Genomic DNA, 17,025 nt, shown 5'->3' with positions numbered 1-17,025 from the left:
TCGGACTTCCAGCTTTTTTTTTCCTTTAATGTCGGTGCCCAGTCGGGTAAAATGAATACAGATAGCCTTTAAGGAGGGAATAGTTTGACAATTGAGTCGATGAAAAACACACAATTTCCAACGCATACATACAGTGAATGGCAGCAGGCAGCTGAAAAAGCGATTAAAGGCAAGCCGTTCGAAGAAACCTTGAAAACACCGACTATTGAAGATGTGACATTAGAACCCTTGTACACTAAAGAAATGCTTGATCAATTAGGCAGTTACATTCCGGCACAAGTAGCCGCCATCCAGCACGGCAAGCATCAGCCAAGTTGGCTTGTTTCCCAAGAAGTGACGGCGGATTCAGCACAGGAGTATCTGGTGTTGATGAAAGACGATATTCTTCGCGGCAATGAAACCGTTGTCTATACAGGATTCCGTAAGTTTGAATGGACGGATGAGCAATTGGCTGAATTGGCGGAAATGATTGTCCAGTATCCTCTTTATTTTAAGTTGACGGGTGACGACCACGACATTCTGCGGGTTTTCGATTTTGTATCTGCAGATCAGCTTTTGCAGGTTCAAGGCGTCATCTTTTCTGAGGAAGCCGTCGAGGCACCGGAAAATGTCCGTACTCACTTGGTGGATACCATACCCATTCATCATGCAGGAGGAACGGCAGTGCACGAACTGGGAGTTGCGCTCAGTATTCTGTCAGAAAGAATAGAGGATGCTGATTTTGCAGAAACCGTTAAAAAAACATGGATCCGTTTTGCGGTAGATACTCAGTTTTTCCAGGAAATCGCGAAGCTTCGTGCATTCCGCGTATTATGGCAGGCCTTTAGTTCTGCTTACGGAAAAGAAGCGCCGACAATTCCATTGTTTACGGAAACCTCCGTCCGCTCTTATTCAAAACTGGATCCTTATGTGAATTTATTGCGTGCTGGGAATTCAACCTTCGCGGCAGTTCTTGGAGGAACGGATGCGCATACCGTCCATCCGCATGACTTTTTGACGGAACCTGACCTGTCAAGCCGGCGCATTGCCCGTAATGTGCAGCTGGTCATCAAAGAAGAAGCGCATGTCTCCCATGTCATCGATCCGGCAGCGGGCTCTTATTATATTGAAACCTTGACTAAAGAGTACGTGGAAGCTGCATGGAATTATTTTCTGGAAATCGAAGAAGCAGGAGGATATTCTGAGGTCATCAAAACAGGATGGCTGACTGATGATATTCAGGCGAAATGGATTGAACGGAAAGAAAATGTAGCGACGCGCAAACAATCATTGATCGGGACCAATATCTATGCCAATCCACAGGAACCGGTGAAAGATGCGAAAATCGACGATGGCCATCTGGAGTACATGACCGCAAAACGATTAGCAACGCCTTTTGAAAGTCTTCGCGCGCAAAGCAGAGTGACAAGCTTGAAATCAGCAATCATTTTGGTCGAGCCTTTGAAGAAAATAAAAGCCCAAGCTGATTTCGTCTCCGGTTTCCTGGCAGTTGGCGGAATTGAACCACTGGTCAGCTCTCATTTGGCGACTGCCGAAGAAATCAATCAATTCCTGGATCAGGAAAACATTGATTACGCTGTGTTATGTGGATCGAAAGAAGCAGTTGGAGCTATTGTTCCGGGGTTGAACACTCAAGCCAGCATCGATCTTGCAGGCAAATACCCGAAAGAACAACTTTCAGAATGGGCAAGCTTCGGCATAGCCGACAGCTTGTATTCCGGAAAACATATCACATCGAAACTCGAGAAAATTCTTGCTCTAGGAAAGGAGGCGCTATAAATGGCTAAACCCGATTTTTCCAAAGTCACGCTCGATGAGTTAGCGCAGGCTTCTCAAACCGTTGCACAGCAAAGTGCCTTTACCACAAATGAAGGCATCGACATTAAGCCGATTTATACAGAGCAGGACACCGAATTCCTTGAAGAAAGCATGCCTGGATTCGCGCCCAATGTCCGCGGACCCTATCCGACGATGTACGTTTCGCGTCCATGGACTGTGCGCCAGTATGCCGGATTTTCGACAGCAGAAGAAAGCAATGCCTTTTACCGCCGCAATTTAGCGATGGGGCAAAAAGGCTTGTCCGTTGCCTTTGACCTGGCAACACACCGGGGGTACGACTCGGATCATGAGCGTGTGGTCGGGGACGTAGGTAAAGCCGGGGTTGCCATTGACAGCGTTGAAGACATGAAAATCCTGTTCGACGGCATTCCTTTAGATCAGATGTCAGTTTCCATGACGATGAATGGGGCAGTTGTGCCGATTATGGCCTTCTTTATCGTAGCGGCCGAAGAGCAGGGCGTTGCTCCTGACCAATTAGCCGGCACGATCCAAAACGATATTTTGAAAGAATACATGGTCCGCAATACGTATATCTATCCGCCGGCCATGTCAATGCAGATCATTGCCGATATCTTTAAATACACTTCCGACCATATGCCGAAATTCAATTCCATTTCCATTTCCGGCTACCACATCCAGGAAGCTGGAGCGACAGCGGATCTGGAATTGGCCTATACGCTGGCAGATGGGCTTGAGTATGTCCGAACGGGACTGGCCGCTGGCATTGATATCGATCATTTTGCACCGCGCTTGTCCTTCTTTTGGGGCATCGGAATGAATTATTTCATGGAAGTCGCTAAAATGCGTGCAGGCCGTGAAATCTGGGCGAAAATGATGAAAACCTTCGATCCGAAAAACGATAAGGCGTTGGCGCTGCGGACACATTCCCAAACCTCAGGCTGGAGTCTTACCGAGCAGGATCCGTTCAATAACGTCACCCGTACATTGATTGAAGCGAATGCAGCGGCCATGGGCCATACGCAGTCGCTCCATACCAACGCACTTGACGAAGCGATCGCATTGCCGACAGATTTTTCGGCACGCATTGCCCGCAATACGCAATTATTCCTTCAGGAAGAAACCATGATGACCAATGTCATCGATCCGTGGGGCGGTTCGTATTACGTGGAATCGCTGACCAAGGAATTGATGGAAAAAGCATGGGATTTGATTGAAGAAGTCGAAGAACTGGGCGGCATGGCAAAAGCCATTGAAACCGGTTTGCCGAAAATGCGCATCGAGGAAGCTGCCGCGAAAAAGCAGGCACAAATCGATTCCAATGAAGAAGTGATCATCGGGGTTAACCGCTATCGTCTTGATCAGGAAGATCCGATCGATATCCTGAATATCGATAATACAATGGTCCGAAAAACACAAATTGAACGGTTGGACCGTATGAAAGCCGAACGCGACAGCGGAAAAGTGGAAGCTGCACTGGAAAGATTGGCTAAAGCTGCACAAAGCGGTGAAGATAATATTTTGGCTTGTGCCATAGAAGCAGCGCGGCACCGTGCGTCACTTGGTGAAATCTCCGATGCCATCGAGAAAGCATCCGGAAGACATAAGGCGGTGATTCGTTCAGTGAGCGGAGTCTATAGTTCGAACTTCTCAAACCAGCAGGAAATGGAAATCGTCAAGGAAATGACGGAAGATTTCATTGAAAACGAAGGGCGCCGTCCGCGTATCCTGATTGCGAAAATGGGACAGGACGGACATGACCGCGGTGCGAAAGTTATTGCTACAGCATTTGCCGATCTGGGCTTTGACGTTGATATCGGGCCATTGTTCCAGACGCCTGCAGAAACTGCTCAACAGGCAGCGGAAAATGATGTCCATGTGATTGGTGTCAGCTCTCTTGCAGCAGGCCATATGACTTTGGTGCCGGATTTGAAGGCAGAACTTACAAAAATTGGCCGTGAAGACATTTTGATCGTTGTCGGTGGAGTGATTCCAGCGCAGGATTATGAATTCCTCCGCAATAACGGGGCCAGCGCAATTTTCGGTCCTGGAACGGTGATTCCGGTAGCGGCACAGAAAGTCATTGAAGAAATCTATGTGCGTCTTGGATATGAGGAAGTGGCAGACTGATGAGCCAAGAAAAGAATTCCAGGCGTGTCATGGATGGCGTCCACGCGGCACATGATGGCATGAAGGCTTTGCCACGGAAAAAATTCAAGAAGCCGGCTGCTGAAACTTTGGATATCGAAACCATTGCAGAAGGCGTTCGGAGTGGATCGCGCCTGTATCTGGGAAAAGCGATCACCTTGTTGGAAAGTTCAAATCCTGAACACAAGCAAAATGGCCAAGAATTGCTCAACCGGTTGCTGCCATTTACAGGTGACAGCATCCGCCTCGGCATTACCGGCGTTCCGGGGGCAGGCAAAAGCACCTTTATCGAAACGTTCGGGGAAATGCTGACCGGACTCGGGCACCGGGTTGCTGTACTTGCGATCGATCCGAGTTCGTCGCTTACCGGAGGCAGCATTCTCGGGGATAAGACCCGGATGGAACAGCTGGCCCGCAATCCGAAAGCGTTTATCCGTCCCTCACCTACTGCCGGCACACTTGGTGGCGTCCATAAAAAGACGCGCGAAACGATGCTGCTGTGTGAAGCGGCGGGATACGATGTCATTCTAGTGGAAACAGTCGGTGTCGGCCAAAGTGAAACATTGGTCCGTGGCATGGTTGATATGTTCCTGCTGCTGGTGTTGACCGGTGCCGGAGATGAATTGCAGGGCATGAAAAAAGGCATCCTGGAATTGGCGGATGCCATCGTCGTCCATAAAGCGGACGGAGAAAATGCGCGTCTGGCGAAAAAAACAGTTGCGGAATACAAACAGATGCTGCATTTTTTGCAGCCGGCAACCGACAACTGGACCACTCGTCCGATTGCCGCTTCTTCTTTAGAAGATACCGGCATTCCGGAAGTTTGGGAAATGGTGCAGGAATTCGAAACTGCAGTAAAAAACAGCGGTTATTGGAAAAAACGCCGCCAGGAACAGACCAAGGATTGGTTCCGTTCAATGATTACCGATGAACTGCACAGCCGCTTTTTTGACGATGCACAGCGGCGGCAATTGGTCAAAACCTTGGAAAAACAGGTGCTTGATGACGAATTGACTGTAGCCCAGGCAATCGTCCGGCTTTTTGAGTAAGCTTTTTTGCAAGTCCGTGAAACACCTGCTATGATTAGGATAGCAAGAATAAGGAGTGATAGTTGATGAGCATGGATTTTAACTTTCTGATGAACGATATAACTACACAGGCCCGCCAGGAATTGATTGATGGTGGATATACACAGCTGGAATCAGCTGAAGCAGTAAATGAAGCATTTTCACAAAAAGGAACAAGCCTTGTCATGGTCAATTCTGTATGTGGATGTGCAGGCGGCATTGCACGCCCAGCCGCTCTACATTCCATCCATTATGACAAACGCCCGGACAACCTGTATACGGTATTTGCTGGACAGGATAAAGAAGCGACTGCTCAGGCACGTGCAATTTTTGGTGATGATCACCTGCCATCTTCCCCGTCATTCGTCTTTTTAAAAGATGGAAAAATGGTTGATGAAATTGGTCGCCATGAAATTGAAGGCCATGATCCAATGTCTGTCATTACGCACATTCAAGAAATTTTTGAACAGCATTGCGACGAAGTTTAAGGAAAAATGCCTCTTATGGGGGCATTTTTTTCATGCCGAAATTTGGAGGAGACAATGAAGCTGAATTTAAAGCCTTACTCAATTGGTTACCGCACGATGAAAACGGCATTGGGTGTCGCAATCGCCATTTACCTGGCTCAATTGCTGCAGCTCGATTATTATGTGTCTGCCGGAATCCTAACCATCTTATGCATACAACCGACTAAGAAAAAATCGATTCGGGCAGCTTTTTCACGTTTTATTGCCAGTTTGATCGGTATTTTATACGCTTTTATCTTTTTTGAAGGAATCGCTTACCACCCAATCATGATCGGTATCCTCATCGTCCTCTTTATTCCATTATTGGTAACCTTGCGTTTCCAGGATGGGTTCGTATCGAGTTCGGTCATCCTGCTTCATCTTTACGATGCAAAAAACCTTGATTTTGCTTTGTTGACCAATGAATTGATTTTAATGCTGGTTGGTTTTGGTACGGCGCTTGCCGTCAATATGTATATGCCGAGCATCGAGAAAAAAATGGACAATTACCGGTTCGAAATTGAAAATCTGTATGCCTCTATTTTTCGTGAAATTGTGGTTTATCTGCGCGAAGGGGAATCAGGTTGGAGCGGCAAGGAATTGATGGAAGCCAGAAAATTACTGGAAAAAGCGAAAGCGCTCGCCTATCAGGACGTTGAAAACCACATCACCCGCCACGAAAACAAGTATTATCATTATTTTGAAATGCGGGAACAGCAGCTTGAGATCATTGAACGCATTTTGCCGAAAATCACTGCGCTTCCGGTTATCGTTGACCAAACAGATCTCGTCGCCGATTTTTTGGAGGATTTATCTGAACATGTCCACTCGGGCAATACCGCATATCGGTATATTTCAAAATTGGATAAAGTCAAAGAAAACTTCGCTGCCTTGCCATTGCCTGATCGCCATGAAAAGTTTCTCGCAATGGCCGAACTGTACCAGGTCATCCACGAAATGGAAACCTATTTAGAAATCAAGCAATCCTATAAGGGCTTTCATACAAGAAAAGCGGAAGCAGCCGTTTAGTCCCGACAAGCGCTGGAAGCTTTACTGGTAATGGCGTTCTTTGCCATTGCCGGGAAAGCTGAAGCGACTCGAGGGATTGGCTGCTGGAGTCTGGACAATGAGAAAAGCGGAAGCAGCCGTTTAGCTCTGACGGGCATAAGACAAACCGGCGAAGCGGCGTTTTTCTGCCGCACAGCCGGGATGGCTTATGACCCAAAGAGCTGGCTGCTGGAGCTGGACAACGAGAAAAGCGGAAGCGCCTGTTTAAAGGAACGTAAGCTACAAACGCGGCTTCCCGTCGCAACGTTTACATGATCCGCATCCTGCGGCCCTCCGGCAAGCATTTGTGTAGAGAGTAATACTGCCTCAAACAAAAAAGACAGCAGGAGCGCAACCGCTCCTGCTGTCTTTTGCCTATTCGATTAAATTACAAAGCTCAAGCCCATCAGTAAGCTTGACAGCAGCATGATGCCGATCATGGTGTAGACGATGAACTTGCGGAAAGCCGCGTTTCTCATTAGTGGTAAACTCCTTTATCAATCAAATCGTTGACTAAATCATACCATATTTCTGCTCGAAGTAGAAGGGAGGCGCATATTGAATTCATAATATTCGCTAACAGCCTAGAGTTTTTGATGCTGAATCTGTACAATAAGAGAGAAGCCAATAAAGGAAGTGAAAATAGGATGAAGAAAGTAGATCATATCGGAATTGCTGTGAGGGATCTGAATGCTGTCCTTCCTTATTACACGGATACACTCGGGCTGCCACTGATGAAAATTGAAGAAGTGGAAACCCAGAAAGTGCGTGTCGCATTTATCGATGCCGGCAACGTCAAACTGGAATTGCTGGAGCCGATGGATGAACAAAGTGCCATCTTTAAGTTTCTGGAGAAAAAAGGCGAAGGCATCCATCATATTGCGTTCGGAGTGGTCGACATCGAACAGCGTATGGAAGAACTGCGTGAAAACGGCGTACGCTTGCTGAGCGACAAGCCGAATCCAGGAGCCGGTGGAGCCATGGTGGCATTTTTGCATCCAAAATCTTCGAATGGGGTATTATACGAACTTTGTGAAAAAGAGTGATTGGGAGTGGGACAATGGATATTTACGAAAGAATCAATGAATTGTATGACCGCAAACGTGAAATTGAACTTGGGGGCGGCGAAGAACGTATTGCCAAACAGCATGAAAAAGGCAAGTTGACCGCACGTGAACGCATTGATTTATTGCTTGATGAGGGATCGTTTGTTGAACTGAGCCCATTTGTTGAACATCGCACTACGGATTTCGGCATGGCGAAAGGTCCTGGTGAAGGAGTTGTCACAGGATACGGCAAAGTCAATGGCAGACCTATTTACTTGTTTTCACAAGATTTCACGGTTTTCGGTGGAGCCTTGGGTGAAATGCATGCAAAGAAAATTGCCAATGTCATGGATTTGGCCGCGCGCAATGGTGCACCATTCATCGGATTGAACGATTCAGGCGGTGCACGCATCCAGGAAGGCGTCTTGTCTTTGGATGGCTATGGCCAGATTTTTTACCGAAATTCCATCTATTCCGGGGTCATCCCGCAGATTTCTGTCATCATGGGTCCTTCTGCAGGCGGAGCGGTTTATTCACCGGCTATTACCGACTTTGTGTTCATGGTCGACAAAACGAGCCAAATGTTTATCACCGGACCTAAAGTTATTGAAACTGTAACAGGCGAAAAAATTTCCTCTGAGGATCTCGGGGGATCGAGAGTACATACAGCAATTAGCGGGAATGCCCATTTCCGCGGCGATTCAGAACAGAAAGTACTGGAAATGGTACGCCAGCTGATCAGCTATCTGCCACAAAATAATACGGAAATGCCGCCTCGCCTTGATGGGGGAGACGACGACGATTACCGTCCGGACTTGGCTGATGTCGTGCCCTATGAAGCGATCCGCCCGTATGATGTTCGGAAAGTGGTTGAACAAGTAGTCGATAAAGACAGCTTTATGGAAGTTCAGCCGGAGTTTGCCCGCAACATCGTCATCGGACTTGGCCGCATCAAAGGAGAAACCGTCGGACTTGTCTGCAACCAGCCCAAAGTTATGGCAGGCGGGCTTGACATCGATTCTTCCGATAAGGCAGCGCGCTTTATCCGTTTCTGTGATTCGTTCAATATTCCATTGATTACGTTTGAAGATGTCACCGGATTTTTCCCAGGCATCAAACAGGAGCATGGCGGCATCATCCGCCACGGCGCGAAGATTCTGTATGCCTATTCGGAAGCGACAGTCCCTAAAATGACTGTCATTTTGCGAAAAGCTTATGGTGGTGCTTATGTGGCGCTCAATTCCAAATCCATCGGCGCCGATCTGGTGTATTCATGGCCAAATGCAGAAATCGCCGTTATGGGGCCGAATGGTGCAGCCAATATCATTTTCGCCCGCGAAATTGCCGCAAGCGATAATCCGGAAGAAACCCGTGCAGCGAAAATTGAGGAATACCGCGTGAAATTTGCTAATCCATACGTCGCTGCTGCCCGCGGCATGGTCGATGACGTCATCGATCCGCGTGAAACACGCATCAAACTGATTCAGGCATTGGAAATGATGCGCAACAAAAAAGATACACGACCTGCAAAAAAACACGGCAATATGCCGCTTTAATTATAGAAGAGGTGCATTAGATGACTAACGAAAGACTGATGAACGAATTTCTGGAATTGCTTCAAATCGATTCCGAAACCAAACACGAAGGCGAAATCGCCGTTATACTGCAGACCAAATTGGAAGCGATGGGTTTCCATGTCCTGATTGATGAGTCGGCCGCCGTTACTGGCCATGGAGCGGGCAATATCATTGCCACGCTGCGCGGAAGCTTGAGTGAAGTTCCAGCTATTTATTTTACCGTCCATATGGATACGGTCACTCCAGGAGTCGGCGTCAAACCCGAAATCCGTGATGGCTATGTCTATTCAGACGGTACGACGATCCTGGGTGCTGACGACAAAGCGGGAATTGCCGCTTTGTTCGAAATGATCCGTGTGCTTCAAGAACAGCAGATCGACCATGGTGATATCCAATTGGTGATTACGGCTGGAGAAGAAAGCGGACTGGTCGGCGCTAAAGAACTGGATTCTTCCCTATTAATCGCGAAATATGGCTATGCTGTAGACAGCGACGGAAAAGTCGGCGGAATTGTTACGGCAGCTCCGAACCAGGCAAAATTATGGACCACCATCCATGGCAAAACCGCACATGCCGGTGTAGCGCCAGAAAAAGGCATTTCGGCCATCACCATCGCCGCAAAAGCCATCGCTAAAATGACGCTTGGCCGCATTGATGAAGAAACAACGGCCAATATCGGTCATTTTGAAGGTGGAGGCGCCACCAACATCGTTTGTGACGAAGTCAATATTTTGTCGGAAGCGCGATCAATCAGTGAAGATAAGCTGGCGGCACAGACCACTCATATGGAGTCCGTCTTTAAACAGGCAGCGGAAAACCTTGGGGGACGTGCAGAAACAGAAGTCAAGTTGATGTACCCAGGCTTCCATTTTGATGATATGGACCCTGTTGTGGAGATTGCGCAAAAGGCAGCAGCCAAAATTGGCCGCCCTTCACCAGTTTTGACAAGCGGCGGCGGCAGTGACGCCAATATCTTTAATGGCTTCGGCATCCCGACCGTCAACCTTTGTGTCGGATATGAAGAAATCCATACAAAAAATGAACGCATGCCGATCGAGGAACTTGAAAAGTTAGCCGAGCTGCTGGTTGAAATTGTCAAAGAATCAACCCTTAACTGAATAATGGAAGCTTAGCGAAAAAGAGAGGACAGGATGTATGTTCTCTCTTTTTTTGATACACTGAAAGAAAACGGAAAGTAGAGCGATTGTCATGGCGAGCCGAGTTATTTTTCATATTGATATGAATAGTTTTTATGCCTCTGTCGAGCAATCGCATAATCCCGAATTGAAAGGGAAAGCGATTGCTATTGCCGGAAATCCAAAAGAGCGAAAAGGCATCATCGTCACTTGTTCCTACGAAGCCCGGGCGCACGGCATCTATACGACGATGCAGGTGCATGAAGCCAAGCGGAAATATCCTGAGCTCCTGCTCTTGCCGCCGAATTTCGAACGCTACCGGACAGCCTCCAAAGCGATGTTTGAAATTTTGCGTTCCTACACTGATCAGGTGGAACCGGTATCGATCGATGAAGGCTATGTGGATGTCACAGAATTGACAGAGCAGCGCCACGCACTGGAGATTGCAGACGAAATCCAGCAGCGGCTGCTTGCTGAGTTGGATCTGCCTTGTTCGATTGGCATCGCCCCCAATAAATTTCTTGCAAAAACAGCTTCCGACATGAAAAAGCCCATGGGCGTAACCGTTCTGCGGAAACGGGACATCCAGGCTTTGCTGTGGCCAAAACCGGTGATCGATATGCACGGCATCGGCGAAAGTACCGCAGCCAGATTAAAAAGTTTGAAAATCGAAACCATCGGGGATTTGGCGACAGCGAATGAAGGGCTGATCAAGGAAAAGATGGGCAAAAATGGAGTCCGGCTGCGTTTGCGGGCAAATGGCTTGGACGACCGGCTGGTGGATCCGGATTCGATCTACGATACCAAGAGTGTCGGCACGTCCACTACCTTGCCGGTGGACGAGACGGACGAACAGAACCTGAAAGCTTTGTTTCGCCAGCTCAGCGAAAAAGTGGCTAACCGGCTGGAAGCGAAAGAATTGGCGGGTTCGACAGTCAGCATCCAGACCCGCAGCTCTGACTGGAAAAACAGGACCCGCAGTGTCACCTTGAACAATACGGTATGGAAAGCGGATGATATTCACCGGAATGCCTGGCAATTATTCACGCGGCATTGGAATGGTGAAGCTTTGCGGCTGATCGGCGTTACCGTATCGAATGTTGCAGGTAAAGGGGATATGACCGAACAATTGTCGATCTTCAATTTTCAGGAACATGCCAAAGAAGAACCGATTCTGGATTTGATGGCCAAGCTGGAGACCCGCTTCGGCAAAAGCGTCCTGTCACGGGGAACCAAAATCAAAAAAACGAACTACGATTCCAAGACAAGTTTCAGCAAAGATTTTTTGGATGATCATGACCACGAGAGAAAGTAGGGAAAATATGCAGTTATTATTTCTTGGCACCGGGGCTGGTATGCCATCAAAGCAACGCAATACTTCGGCACTGGTACTGAAATTGCTTGAAGAGCGGGGGACGGTGTGGTTGTTTGATTGCGGTGAAGCGACGCAGCATCAAATTCTCCATACAACGGTAAAACCGCGGAAAATCGAAAAGATTTTCATTACGCATATGCATGGTGACCATATTTTCGGTTTGCCCGGCCTGCTTGGCTCCCGATCGTTCCAGGGAGGGGATGAGCCTCTCGAAATTTACGGTCCAGCAGGAATCAAAGAATTTATTGAAATGACCATATCGCTCAGCCGCACCCATTTGACGTATCCGATCATCTACCGTGAACTGACGGATGGTGTGGTGTTTGACGACGAGTTGATGACCGTAGAGACCCGACTGCTGGATCATGTAATCCCGTCGTACGGCTTCCGCATCACCCAAAAGCCATTGCCGCCAAAATTGCTGATCAATAAAGCACTGGCGCTCGGTGTCCCGAAAGGCCCGCTGCTGGCAAAGCTGAAGAACGGGGAAGATGTCGAAACCACAATGGGTCAGTTGGTCCGGAGTGGCGATGTTACAGAACCGGAAGAGCCGGGATTCATCGTCACGATTTTAGGCGATACCCGCTTTTGTGAGGCGGCTATAGAATTAGGGCGCGGCGCAGATGTGCTGGTGCACGAAGCGACATTTGATGGAACCGCTAAAAAAATGGCGGCAGAATATGGCCATTCCACCGTCTATGAAGCGGCGGAAACAGCTCGTTCAGCCGGTGCCAAAACCTTGATCATGAATCATATCAGCGCGCGTTTTCTGCCGGAAGACGATAAGCTGCTGCTGAAGCAGATGAAGGAGATCCACCCGCGCGGCTGGATCGCCCATGATTTCTTGGAGTTAGAGTGGCTGCAGCAGGATAAAAAAATCAGGAAAAAACAGGTAAGCCATCCTTAAAAGATGGCTTTTTTTAGTAAATGTTAAAATAATTTATGGAAATAATAGAACATACGTTCTTTTTGTGATAAAATAAAGGTACAGCTGTATGAGGGCGGTTTGGCCATTCCCCAGGAAAGGGGGTGGTAGCATGACCATCACAGAATCATTCGGTCTCGTCTTTACGAGTATCGGGTTAACGATCAGCGCTTTGACACTCGTCGTTTCCATGATTTTGGTCATAAACAAAAAAAAATAACCGTCCCATGTGGCGTGGAATGACGGTTATTTTTTAAGCCTGTATTCCAGCCAACCGCTCTCGCGGCGGCATACAGCTGGCCGAATGCTCACGCATTCGGTTTTTTTACGTTACCTTTAGTATACTAAATCTGAAGCATTTTGCAACCGCCTTATATCCACCCGCGTTTATACGGCGCTGGAGCTGTTATATCAGCGTGAAGCTCTTTTGCCGCTGAATATGCCCAATAAGGGTCGCGAAGCAATTCACGGGCAAGGAAGACCAAATCCGCACGATCATTTTGGAGGATTTCCTCAGCATGCAAGGGGCTGGTGATCAAGCCGACCGCTCCCGTTGCTATCGGTGTTTGTTTTTTGATGGTTTCCGCAAATGGCACTTGATAGCCTGGGAATACGGGAATCTGTGCAGGGACGACAGCACCCGAGCTGACATCGATCAAATCAACGCCTTGCTGTTTCATCCATTGGCACATTTCCACATAAAGTTCCGGTGTCATGCCGCCTTCACTGTAATCGTGCGCAGAGATGCGGACAAACAGTGGGCCGGCCCAGACTCTATTGACGGCATCGATGACTTGGCCCAATAAACGGTAGCGGTTCTCGGGGCTGCCGCCGTATTCGTCGGTGCGTTTATTTGTTAAAGGCGACAGGAATTGGTTGATCAGGTAGCCGTGTGCCGCGTGGATTTCAATGACATCAAATCCCGCTTTTTTAGCGCGAATGGCTCCGTTTTTAAATGCCTCGACAGTTTCGGCGATTTCTGCTGCAGACATTTCTTTCGGAATTTTATAGTTGCTGTCGAATGCGATGGGGCTTGCGGATTGGATCTCACCATCGACTGTGGCTTTTCTTCCGGCATGGGCCAATTGAATTCCGGTTTTGGCACCATTTTGTTTCATCAAGCGGACAATTTCCGCCTGGCCTTCAATGTGGCTGTCATCCCAAATGCCGAGGTCTCTTGCCGAAATGCGGCCCTGGGGCTGAACAGCTGTCGCTTCAGTGATGATGAGGCCGACGCCGCCAACTGCACGCGTAGGATAGTGGACACGGTGCCAGTCGGTCACTTTGCCGTCTTCCTGATCACTTTGGTACATGCACATCGGCGCCATGACGATGCGGTTTTTTAAAACGGTTCCTTTGATGGTATAAGGTTCGAACAGCTTGGCCATTGGATTTCCTCCTTCAATACATAACGGTCAATTATACAGAAGAACTTATCGGAATTCTTTTCCAAGTTCCTGGGAGCGTTTGGAAGCTTCGGTTACACATTCCCCGATAATTTCTTTGAAATGATTTTTTTCCAGCGAATTGAGGCCGGCGGCAGTGGTGCCGTTCGGGCTCGTCACTTTAACTCTCAGTTCAGCAAAATCTTCCTGCTGCAGCATTTCGGCTGCGCCGGCAAAGGTTTGGCGCACCAGTTTTTTAGCGTCCGCATTTGACAGGCCATTTGCTATAGCTGCTTCGGTCATCGCTTCCGCAAAATAATAAATATACGCAGGTCCGCTGCCTGCAACGCCTGTAACGGCATGCAATTGCTCTTCTTCCACCACGGTTACACTGCCGATTGAAGTCAGCAGGTTCCGCAGCTCGTGCTGCTGCTCAAGCGACACATGTTTGCTCCAGGCAACGCCTGTAGCCGACTTGCCGATTTTTGCGGAAGTATTCGGCATTGCACGTGCTACCGGAAAATCCCCCACATGCTTTTGGATGGTTTCGATGGAAACGCCCGCTGCGACTGATAAGATGACGGTATTGCCGGTCAGTTTATCCTTGATGCCGCTGAGTGCCGCTTCGACATCTTTCGGCTTCATCGCCAGCAGGACGAAATTAGCGTCTTTCAACTCGGTTTTGTCCTGGCAGACAATATTAACTCCATATTCATCGCTCAAAAATTCCAGCCGATCCTGATCTGACCGGTTCATCACTGAAATTTCTTCCGGTTTCATAATTCGCTTATTGATCCATCCGTGGATCATGGACTCTGCCATCGATCCGGCTCCTACACATACGATTTTCATATAACTCACTCTCTTTCCTCAAATTAAAAAGCGCAATCATCCCTGTTTATACAAGGACGAAAACGCTTTGTTTCCGCGGTACCACCTAAGTTTGCCGAAAAGGCACTACTCGATATCCATAACGCGGACAAACGGCCGTGTTTTCACGGCAGCTCAAAAGCAGGTTCCACAAAGGAGAGGGGGTGCGCATCCCAGCTGCAGCGGCACTCTCTTTACACCTTCACTTTGTGTACTGATCTTTTTCTTCGCTCACATATGTTAGTAAATTATAGTGGATAGATCAGCCTCTTGTCAAATGGCGTAAAGGAGTGACGGCATCCCATTTTCCATGTATGATGGATGAATAGTGATTCATTTTAAAGGAGATGGCATTTTGACTTTACATAAGATTATTATTCCTACGCCGTTTGCAGTTGGAGACGTTAATTCATACTTATTAAAAGGTGATATGCTGACCTTGATTGATGCTGGTCCGAAAACGCCTGAAGCCTGGCTTGCTATAAAGGCCGGGCTCAAAGAGTTTGGTGCAGAGCCTGGAGACATTGAACAGGTCGTGCTGACGCATCATCATCCGGATCACGCCGGATGGGTGGATGGCTTTGAAAATGCAAAATTATACGGACATCCATATAACGATCCTTGGCTGCGCCGGGACCAGAATTTCTTTGATTACCACGATGCGTTTTATTTGGAGCGGTTAAAGGAAGAAGGGGTCCCCGGCGATCTGCAGTTCTGGGTCAAAAAGATGAAGCGCCCCTTGAACTTGATGGGCAGCCGCCCTTTGGACATGTCCATCAATGAAGGCGACACGCTGCCGGGACATCCTGAATGGGAAGTTCTCGAAACGCTTGGCCATGCACAGAGCCATTTGTCCTTCTGGAATAAAGAAACGCATGAAATGATCGGGGGTGACCATGTCATAGCGAAAGTGTCATCCAATCCGCTGATTGAACCGCCACTCGATCCGTCGCACGGCCGACCGAAATCGTTGCTTCAGTATAATGCTTCACTGGCCCGCTTGTTGAAAATGCCAGTGGATGTAATCTACAGCGGACACGGGGAAGAAGTCCGGAATGTTGATGAACTGATTACTGCACGCCTCACGAAGCAGCATCAGCGGGCCATGAAGGCGCTCCGCATGATCGGCGGCGAAGAACGCACGGTTTACGGGTTGACGAAAGAATTGTTTGCCCATGCCTACGAAAAGGAATTGGGGCTTACTTTGTCGGAAACGATCGGCCAAATCGACTACCTCCTGGAAGACGGGTTAATCGTCGAACGGATGGGTGACGATGGCATCTTCTACTATAGTAAGGCATAAACGGAAGCTCCGATCCATCGGCAGATCTTTTCCGCTTATCGCTGGAGCGGGTTGTGCGCAAGGCTGATAATTGCAACTATTCCGCACAACAGGTAAAATTAATTCCATAATGTCTCTACACCATGAATCTACAGGAAAAGGATTGGATCGCTTTGAAAAAATGGAGTTTGTTTTTAGCCAGTGCCCTGCTGCTTGCAGCGTGTTCAAATGAAGAAGCCCAACCGGCCGAGCCAGAAGAAGCGGAAGAAGCTGAGATGGCAGTCGAGCAGCAAGGGATGACAGAAGAGGGATTCATCACGCAAGTCAGCGGAGAAGATATTCTGGTCAACAATATTTATTTCACCATTCCCGAAGATGTCAAAGTGCAATTCAACGATGGCGCTGAAACGACCGAAGGCGTAGTGCGTGACATCCGCACAGGCATGAAAGTCAGCATGGACTACCAGGGGCCGCTTGCCGAATCGTTCCCAATGCAGGGAGAAGCGGAAACCATCACCATCTTGACCGATGAGGATTCTGTTAAACAGTCTGATGCGCTTGAAGCCTTCATCAATCAGGAACAATTGCCAAGATTGATCATGATGGGGCAGCCGATCGTCCGCGACAACGAGATTGGCTTCCTGTTCAGCAATATGGAAACAGGGGAAATGTCCGAAGTTCGGATTGACCTGGATACACATGAATACACTATTGGCGGAGACCAAAGTGAATGAAGAAAAGAAAAAGCGGCTATAGCTGCTTTTTTTCATGAAAAATTATGATTGTATCTCTTGCACTCTATAAAAATCCATGATATAGTTTGTATATTCATTTCAAACATTGCATAAAAATACATTGGAGGTT

16 protein-coding genes and 1 other annotated feature are annotated in these 17,025 nt (G+C 48.1%); of the genes, 13 read left to right on the top strand and 3 right to left on the bottom strand.

Features of this window, described 5'->3' with window-relative positions:
• Window positions 1-84: 84 nt before the first annotated feature.
• From AC1MEO_RS04475 to AC1MEO_RS04450, 6 genes are all read left to right on the top strand, one after another.
• Window positions 85-1,779: a methylmalonyl-CoA mutase family protein gene (locus tag AC1MEO_RS04475; RefSeq protein ID WP_480334610.1), complete on the top strand. Its 1,695-nt coding sequence runs from the start codon at window positions 85-87 to the stop codon at window positions 1,777-1,779.
• Window positions 1,780-3,927 (top strand): methylmalonyl-CoA mutase, encoded by a 2,148-nt coding sequence (gene scpA, locus AC1MEO_RS04470; RefSeq protein WP_480334608.1) that lies wholly within the window; start codon window positions 1,780-1,782, stop codon window positions 3,925-3,927.
• Complete coding sequence (gene meaB, locus AC1MEO_RS04465) at window positions 3,927-4,994, top strand: methylmalonyl Co-A mutase-associated GTPase MeaB (RefSeq protein WP_480334607.1); 1,068 nt, start codon at window positions 3,927-3,929, stop codon at window positions 4,992-4,994. Before scpA ends, meaB begins: the two co-directional genes overlap by 1 nt.
• Before the next feature lie 65 nt (window positions 4,995-5,059).
• Window positions 5,060-5,500 (top strand): BrxA/BrxB family bacilliredoxin, encoded by a 441-nt coding sequence (locus AC1MEO_RS04460; protein WP_480334606.1) that lies wholly within the window; start codon window positions 5,060-5,062, stop codon window positions 5,498-5,500.
• Window positions 5,501-5,554: 54 nt separating this feature from the next.
• Window positions 5,555-6,547 carry an aromatic acid exporter family protein gene (locus AC1MEO_RS04455; RefSeq protein ID WP_480334605.1) on the top strand — a complete coding sequence of 331 codons (993 nt, stop codon included), beginning with the start codon at window positions 5,555-5,557 and terminating at the stop codon, window positions 6,545-6,547.
• 30 nt (window positions 6,548-6,577) lie between these two features.
• Window positions 6,578-6,841, top strand: coding sequence for a hypothetical protein (locus AC1MEO_RS04450; RefSeq protein ID WP_480334604.1), 264 nt, complete (start codon window positions 6,578-6,580; stop codon window positions 6,839-6,841).
• Between the two features lie 107 nt (window positions 6,842-6,948).
• On the opposite strand, the gene prli42 is transcribed toward AC1MEO_RS04450, so the two are convergent.
• Entirely contained in the window at window positions 6,949-7,044 is a 96-nt protein-coding gene (prli42, locus tag AC1MEO_RS04445) for a stressosome-associated protein Prli42 (protein WP_215101710.1), read from the bottom strand.
• 168 nt (window positions 7,045-7,212) lie between these two features.
• Between prli42 and mce the strand changes: the two genes are divergently transcribed.
• The 5 genes from mce to rnz all read left to right on the top strand — a co-directional run bounded on the left by mce (window position 7,213) and on the right by rnz (window position 12,606).
• Window positions 7,213-7,611 carry a methylmalonyl-CoA epimerase gene (gene mce, locus AC1MEO_RS04440; RefSeq protein WP_480334602.1) on the top strand — a complete coding sequence of 133 codons (399 nt, stop codon included), beginning with the start codon at window positions 7,213-7,215 and terminating at the stop codon, window positions 7,609-7,611.
• 14 nt (window positions 7,612-7,625) lie between these two features.
• Window positions 7,626-9,167: an acyl-CoA carboxylase subunit beta gene (locus tag AC1MEO_RS04435; RefSeq protein WP_480334600.1), complete on the top strand. Its 1,542-nt coding sequence runs from the start codon at window positions 7,626-7,628 to the stop codon at window positions 9,165-9,167.
• 20 nt (window positions 9,168-9,187) lie between these two features.
• Complete coding sequence (locus AC1MEO_RS04430; protein ID WP_480334599.1) at window positions 9,188-10,306, top strand: M20/M25/M40 family metallo-hydrolase; 1,119 nt, start codon at window positions 9,188-9,190, stop codon at window positions 10,304-10,306.
• A 91-nt stretch (window positions 10,307-10,397) separates the two neighbouring features.
• A complete protein-coding gene (locus AC1MEO_RS04425; RefSeq protein WP_480334598.1) occupies window positions 10,398-11,639 on the top strand; it encodes a DNA polymerase IV in 1,242 nt (413 codons plus the stop codon).
• Window positions 11,640-11,646: 7 nt separating this feature from the next.
• Entirely contained in the window at window positions 11,647-12,606 is a 960-nt protein-coding gene (gene rnz, locus AC1MEO_RS04420; RefSeq protein ID WP_480334596.1) for a ribonuclease Z, read from the top strand.
• A 389-nt stretch (window positions 12,607-12,995) separates the two neighbouring features.
• Here the strand turns inward: rnz and namA are convergent, their stop codons facing one another.
• Together namA and proC are read right to left on the bottom strand one after the other, a co-directional pair.
• On the bottom strand, window positions 12,996-14,012 hold the full coding sequence (gene namA, locus AC1MEO_RS04415) for an NADPH dehydrogenase NamA (RefSeq protein WP_480334594.1): 1,017 nt from the start codon (window positions 14,010-14,012) through the stop codon (window positions 12,996-12,998).
• Window positions 14,013-14,057: 45 nt separating this feature from the next.
• The gene (gene proC, locus AC1MEO_RS04410; protein ID WP_480336025.1) at window positions 14,058-14,831 is read right to left on the bottom strand and encodes a pyrroline-5-carboxylate reductase; all 774 of its coding nucleotides are present in this window, start codon (window positions 14,829-14,831) and stop codon (window positions 14,058-14,060) included.
• A 79-nt stretch (window positions 14,832-14,910) separates the two neighbouring features.
• Window positions 14,911-15,116, bottom strand: a binding site (T-box leader).
• Between the two features lie 118 nt (window positions 15,117-15,234).
• Here proC and AC1MEO_RS04405 point away from each other — a divergent pair.
• Window positions 15,235-16,182 (top strand): MBL fold metallo-hydrolase, encoded by a 948-nt coding sequence (locus AC1MEO_RS04405; protein ID WP_480334593.1) that lies wholly within the window; start codon window positions 15,235-15,237, stop codon window positions 16,180-16,182.
• Window positions 16,183-16,334: 152 nt separating this feature from the next.
• Window positions 16,335-16,895, top strand: a complete 561-nt coding sequence (locus tag AC1MEO_RS04400) for a DUF3221 domain-containing protein (RefSeq protein WP_480334592.1) — start codon at window positions 16,335-16,337, stop codon at window positions 16,893-16,895.
• Window positions 16,896-17,025 lie beyond the last annotated feature (130 nt).

The sequence above is a fragment of the Planococcus sp. BI3 genome, from assembly GCF_056680115.1.
This window is presented reverse-complemented; position numbering and strand designations above follow the sequence as displayed.